Origin of the sequence: Kineococcus siccus (genome assembly GCF_009906795.1) — a bacterium.
GTDB lineage: Bacteria > Actinomycetota > Actinomycetes > Actinomycetales > Kineococcaceae > Kineococcus > Kineococcus siccus.
The window spans coordinates 1-6275 of sequence record NZ_JAAALN010000231.1 but is presented as its reverse complement, the minus strand read 5'-3'; the positions used below and the strand labels follow the sequence as shown (position 1 = coordinate 6275).

The following is a 6275-nucleotide window of genomic DNA, read 5'->3' as shown; positions in this document are numbered from 1 at the left end:
GGGTGGGACGGGAACCGGTTGCCCTGCAGCGTCTGCGGGCACCGACGCCGGGATCGCCGCGGGGAGTCCCTGCCCCGGGCAGGTGTCGAGGACCCGGGCCATGGCGTCGCGCTCGGCGGGCTTCACCCACAACCCGTACCGCGCCTTGACCGCGATCTGCCGGGCCACGTAGGCGCAGCGGAACCCCGTCGCGGGGGGCAGCCAGGTGGCCGCGTCCCCGTCGCCCTTGCGCTGGTTCAGCGGCCCGTCCACGGCCAGGAGCTCCAGCGGGTCGTTCGCGAAGGCCGTCCGGGTCGCGGTGTCCCAGGCCTGCGCCCCCGTCTGCCACGCGTCGGACAGCGCCACGACGTGGTCGACCTGCACCGCGGCACTCGTGTCGGCGCCCCGCACGAACGCGATGGTGCTGCCCGAGTAGGGGTCGGCCAGCGTCCCGGTCAGGACGACGCACCCCTGCGTGCCCGGCCGCACCTCGACCGCCGCGAGGTCGCGGCGCAGCACGTCGTTGCGGGTGTCGCAGCCGTTGCGGTCGACGTCGGCCCAGGCCTGGCCGAACGCCGCACGCTCGTACCCCGTCCTCGGCGCCCGTCCCTTGACGGGCAGCCCGGCGAGCGCGGCCGCCGCGGTCCCCGGGGCGGCGCTGGACGGCGCGGGCGTCGGCGGCTCAGGAGGCGTCGGCGGTGCGGGAGGCGCGGGCGGTGGGGGCGTGACGGGTGCGGTGGACGGCGGCGGTGTCGTCGGCGCCGCCGAGGTGGGCGGCGGCGGTGTCGTCGTGACCTCCGCGGCCGGAGCGCACCCACCGACCAGCGCGGCCGCGACGAGCCAGGCCAGCGCTCGCGCCGTCCGACGGGGGTCCACCCTCGGGGCATCGGCACACCCGGCCGGCACCTTCACCGCTCAGGCCTCGTAGCGGAACAGCTCCTCGCCCGAGGCCCCCGAGACCACGGCGCGCGCGCCGGCGGTCAGGTCGAGCTCGACCGTGAGGAACTCGGGACCGTCCTCGGCGCGGGCGCGGTAGACGTAGCGCGTGTTCGCCAGCTCGACCGCCTCCGTGCGGGCGCGCACCAGCCACGGGTGCCGCCGGCGCAGGCCGATGAGCTGCTGGTGGCTGCGGTGCAGCCACTCACCCAGCCCGGACAGCTGCGCCGGGTCGGGCGGGAACGCCGGCCGGACCGCGTCGTCGCCCCCGAGGCGGTCCTCCTTGACACCCGTGAACCCCTGCTCGTCGCCGTAGTAGACGGCCGGGACCCCGCCCGTCGTCATCAGCACGACGAGGGCCAGGACGGCGCCGGGGCCGCCCACCCGGCTCGCGATGCGGGTCACGTCGTGGTTGCCGACGAAGGTGTGCGGCAGGAACCGCCCGAGGAACTCCGCGTGGCGCCTCAGCGTCCAGTCGAGCTCGAAGAAGTTGCGCTCCGACAGCGCGCTCCACACGGCCTTCCAGAGCTCGTACTGCGTCACGGAGTCCACCCCGGACTCCTCGACGAACCCCGCGTAGTCGCCGTGGATGACCTCGCCCACGAACCACGCGTCCGGGTGGCGCTCCCGCACGGGCGGCAGCACCGCGCGCCAGAACCCCGGGTCGACGGCGTAGGCCGCGTCCAGCCGCCAGCCGTCGACGCCGCGCTCCAGCCAGTGGGTGAGCACCGACGTGACGTACTGCGCCACCGCGGGGCTGGCGTGGTTGAGCGCCACGAGCGAGCCGTGCCCCTCGAAGTCGGCGGCCCGCGGCCCGCCGGGGGCGTCGAAGTCGATCCGGAAGAAGTCGGCGTACCGGCTGCCCGGGCCGTCGCGCAGGGCCTCGAGGTAGAACGGGTGGCGGTCCCCGACGTGGTTGAACACCCCGTCGAGCACGACGCGCAGCCCGCGCCGCCGGCAGGCCGCCAGCAGGTCGTCGAGGTCCTCCTCGGTGCCCAGGCGAGGGTCGACCCGGAACTGGTCGGTGCTGTCGTAGCCGTGCGAGGTCGACGCGAACACCGGGCCGAGCGACAGCCCGGAGGCGCCGAGCTCGACGGCGTAGTCCAGCCAGGCCGTCAGCCGCGGGAGCCGGTGCGCGACCCCGGGGTCCGCGGCGTCCCGGACCGGCGCCCCCACGAAACCCAGCGGGTACACGTGCCAGAGGACGGCGTGCTCGACCCAGCTCACGCGGGGTCCCCCGGCTGCAGGTCGAGGACGTGCACGACGTGGTCGACCTCGCCGGAACCCTCCCAGCCGAAGCGCATCCCGATGCGGCGCATGACGGCGGTGCTCGCGGTGTTGCCCGGCACGGTGATCGAGATCAGCCGCGGCAGGCGCAGCACGTCGCGCGCGTAGGCGACCCACGCCGTGGCCGCCTCGGTCGCGTAGCCCTGCCCCCACGCGGACCGGGCCAGCCGCCAGCCGATCTCGACGTCGTCGGGGTACCAGCGCATGTGGTGCAGACCCACGAAGCCGAGGAACTCCCCGTCCGCGCGGCGCTCCACGGCCGCGAGGCCGTAGGGCGACCCCGCGGACCGCCGCTCGTCGAAGCAGCGGTCGGCCCGGTCGGCGAGGGCGTCGGCCTCCGCCCGGCTCAGCACGGCCGGGAAGTGCCGCATGACCTCCGGGTCGGCGCAGAGGGCCGCGAACGGCTCGGCGTCGGCCGCCGACCAGCGACGCAGCAGCAGGCGCGGCGTCGCCAGCTCGAACGCGACGGTGCCCACGTCAGGCGGGGACGATGTTGACGAGCTTCGGCGCCCGGACCACCACGGTCCGCAGGTCGCGCCCGGCCAGCGCGGCCTGCACCTTGGCGCTGGCCAGCGCCAGCGCCCGCAGCTCGTCCTCACCGACGTCCGGGGAGACCTCCAGGCGGTCCTTCACCTTGCCCTGCACCTGGACCACGCACGTGACGGTGTCCTGCACCAGCAGCGCCGCGTCGACGACCGGCCACCCGGCGCGGGCGACGCACGGCTCGTGACCCAGCCGGGCCCACATGTCCTCGGCCGTGTACGGCGCGAAGAGGCTCAGCACCACGGCGACCGCCTCGACGGCCTCGCGCACGGCCGGGTCCGCCGGGCCGACGGCCGGGTCGTCGACGGCCTTGCGCGTCGCGTTGACCAGTTCCATGACGCGCGCGACCGCGACGTTGAAGCGGAACGCCTCGACGTGCTGCGTCACCTCGTGCACGGTCCGGTGGGTGACGGCCCGCAGCGCCGCGTTCCCCGCGGCCGGGTCGCTCTCCGGCGAGGAGGTGACGTCGCGCGCCAGCCGCCAGGCGCGGGCCAGGAACTTCGACGACCCCGCGGGCGAGACGTCGGCCCAGTCGATGTCGTCCTCGGGCGGGCCCGCGAACGACATCGTCAGGCGCACCGCGTCGACGCCGTGCTCCTCCAGCTGGTCGGACAGCCGCACCAGGTTGCCCTTGGACTTGCTCATCGCGGAGCCGTCCATCTGGACCATGCCCTGGTTCAGCAGGCGGCTGAACGGCTCGTCGAAGGACAGGTACCCCAGGTCGTGCAGCACCTTGGTGATGAAGCGCGCGTACAGCAGGTGCAGGATCGCGTGCGTCACACCGCCCACGTACTGGTCGACCGGACCCCACTGCGCGATGAGGTCGCGGTCGAAGGCCTGGGTGTCGTCGTGCGGGGACACGAACCGCAGGAAGTACCAGGACGAGTCGACGAACGTGTCCATGGTGTCGGCGTCGCGCCGGGCGGGCGTGCCGTCGACGGGGCTGGGCACGTTCACCCAGTCCTCGGCCGCTCCCAGCGGGGACGTGCCCTTCGGGGTCAGGTTCAGGCCCTCGGTCGGCGGCAGCAGCACGGGCAGCTGGTCCTCGGGGACCGGGACCTCGCCCGTGGCGGTGTGCACGATCGGGATCGGAGTACCCCAGTAGCGCTGCCGGGAGATCAGCCAGTCGCGCAGCCGGTAGTTCTTCGCGGGCCGGCCGCGGCCGGACGCCTGCAGCTCCTCGATCGCCCGCGCGATCCCGGCCCTCTTGTCCAGCCCGTCCAGCGACCCGGAGTTCACCAGGACGCCGTCGCCGGCCGTCGCGGTCCCCGACGCCGCCGGGTCCGGCAGGGGGTCCCCGTCGGCGTCGCGCACGTCGACGACCACGCGCACGGGCAGGTCGAAGGCGCGGGCGAAGTCCAGGTCGCGCTGGTCGTGCGCGGGCACGGCCATGATGGCGCCCGTGCCGTAGTCGGCCAGGACGTAGTCCGCGGCCCAGATGGGCAGCCGCTCGCCGTTGACCGGGTTCACGGCGTACCGGCCCAGCGCCACGCCCGTCTTGGGGCGGTCGCTGGCCAGGCGGTCCATGTCCGAGGTCTCCTGCACCTGCGTGCGGTAGGCCGCGAACCGCTCCCGCACCTGCTCGCTCGCCCCGGCCGCCAGCTCCTCGGCCAGGTCGGAGTCGGCCGCGACGACCATGAACGTGGCGCCGTGCAGCGTGTCGGGGCGCGTCGTGTAGACCGTGACGCGCTCGTCGCGGCCCTCGATCTCGAAGTCGACGTCGGCGCCGTAGGAGCGGCCGATCCAGTTGCGCTGCATGCTGATGACCTTCGAGGGCCAGGTGCCCTCCAGGCCGTCCAGGTCGTCCAGCAACCGGTCGGCGTAGTCGGTGATCTTGAAGTACCACTGGGTCAGCTTCTTCTTGACCACCAGCGCGCCCGAGCGCTCCGACGTGCCGTCGGGGAGGACCTGCTCGTTCGCCAGGACGGTCTGGTCGACCGGGTCCCAGTTGACCAGGGAGTCCTTGCGGTACGCCAGGCCCTTCTCGTACAGCTTCAGGAACAGCCACTGGTTCCACGTGTAGTACTCGGGGTCGCTGGTGTGCAGCACCCGGTCCCAGTCGAAGGAGCACGCGTAGCGGCGCATCGAGGCCTTCTGCTGCGCGATGTTGTCGTAGGTCCACGCGCGCGGGTCCAGCCCGCGCTTGATGGCGGCGTTCTCCGCGGGCAGGCCGAAGGCGTCCCAGCCGATCGGGTGCATGACGTCGAAGCCCTGCTGCACCCAGTACCGCGCGATGACGTCGCCCAGCGCGTAGGCCTCGGCGTGGCCCATGTGCAGGTCGCCCGAGGGGTACGGGAACATGTCCAGCACGTACTTCTTGGGTCGCTCGTCACCGGGGGCCCCGCTCGCGAAGGGCGCGAGCTCGTCCCAGACGGGCAGCCACTTCTCCTGCAGGGCGGCCGCGTCGTAGCGCTCCTCCTCGCCCGCCGGCCCGCCGTGCTGCTGGCTGCCGGACGGCTGTGTGCCGGACTGCTCGGCCTCGGTCTGCGTCATCTCGTCCTCCCGCGTGGGCCCGTGTGCGCCGCGAGGCTCCCCCGGACATGGGAAGACCCCTCGCACGTGGAGGGGTCACCGCGCCGGCGCTGCAGGAGCAGCTGCTCAGCGCGGCCCGAGGAGGAGGAGTCGCCGGGTGCGCACGGGGCCAGCCTAGCCGACGCCCGCGGGGACGGCCGGGGCGGCGGACGGCCGCGCCGCCGCCGTCAGGTGCCGGTGCGGTCCGTGCGCTCGGAGGTGTCCTGCTTGTCCTGGCGCCGGCGTCCCCAGCCGTGCTGCGGGGCGCTGCGGCGCAGGGCCCGGCGCTGCACGAGCGACTGCTCGGCGCGCAGCAGCAGGTCGGGCACGTCGCCGTCGTCCCAGGGGGCGAGCACGGCGGCCCCGACCTCGACGCCGAGGCGGCGGGACCGGTCCCCTCCCGCCTCGAGCCGGCCCTGCGCCAGACCGACCCGGACGCGGCGCTCCAGCTCCTGGGCGTGCAGCCCCGAGCCGGGCCCGAGGACGATGAAGCGCTGGCCGTCGTCGTGCGCGACCACGTCGGCCGACCGGGTCGCGGCCTTCAGGGCGACCGCCGTGGCCGCCCACTCCCGGCGCTGCTCGAGGGCCAGCTCCTCCTCCGACAGGACGTTGCCCAGCCGCGCGCCGGGCACGACCTCGACGATGCACGCGTGCACCGCCCCCCCGGAGCGGCGGGCCGACTCCAGCACCTGCGTGCCGATGAGGAGCACCCCGCGGCGGTTCAGCAGCCCGGTCGCCTCGTCGCGCACGCTCTCGCCGCGGGCGGAGTCGAGGGCGGCGAGGAGGTCGTCGACGACGTGCTCGGCGGCGCGCCGGGCGCGGTGCGCCGCGCCGAGCGCCACCGCGAGCGCGGTGACCACGACGAGGGCGGCGATGACGATCGACACCGTCGCCACCGCCTCGGGCGCGAGGACCGACGCGAGGCCGATGCCCGTCGCGCCGAGCACGGGGACGCCGACGAAGCCGGCCACCCACGGCCAGGCGTCGCGGCGCAGGGGCTCGCCGACCCGGGCCTGGAC

The 6275-nt window shown here is 74.8% G+C and carries 5 protein-coding genes; all 5 read right to left on the bottom strand.

Going from position 1 to position 6275, the window contains the following annotated elements; all coding sequences use genetic code 11:
- The coding region (locus tag GTR02_RS18715; protein WP_338073921.1) for an HNH endonuclease family protein at window positions 1-855 on the bottom strand (855 nt) is incomplete at its 3' end.
- A gap of 39 nt (window positions 856-894) precedes the next feature.
- On the bottom strand, window positions 895-2142 hold the full coding sequence (locus tag GTR02_RS18710) for an alpha-amylase family glycosyl hydrolase (RefSeq protein WP_166608995.1): 1248 nt from the start codon (window positions 2140-2142) through the stop codon (window positions 895-897).
- Window positions 2139-2678 carry a GNAT family N-acetyltransferase gene (locus GTR02_RS18705; protein ID WP_166608994.1) on the bottom strand — a complete coding sequence of 180 codons (540 nt, stop codon included), beginning with the start codon at window positions 2676-2678 and terminating at the stop codon, window positions 2139-2141. The genes GTR02_RS18710 and GTR02_RS18705 overlap by 4 nt, the downstream gene beginning before the upstream one ends.
- A 1-nt stretch (window position 2679) precedes the next feature.
- Window positions 2680-5238, bottom strand: a complete 2559-nt coding sequence (gene leuS, locus GTR02_RS18700; RefSeq protein ID WP_166608993.1) for a leucine--tRNA ligase — start codon at window positions 5236-5238, stop codon at window positions 2680-2682.
- A gap of 206 nt (window positions 5239-5444) precedes the next feature.
- The coding region (locus GTR02_RS18695) for a diguanylate cyclase domain-containing protein (RefSeq protein WP_166608992.1) at window positions 5445-6275 on the bottom strand (831 nt) is incomplete at its 5' end.

Excerpts from the sequence above, each read along its gene's own strand:
- leuS (WP_166608993.1), bottom strand. The coding sequence starts at position 5,238 with ATGACGCAGACCGAGGCCGAGCAGTCCGGCACACAGCCGTCCGGCAGC.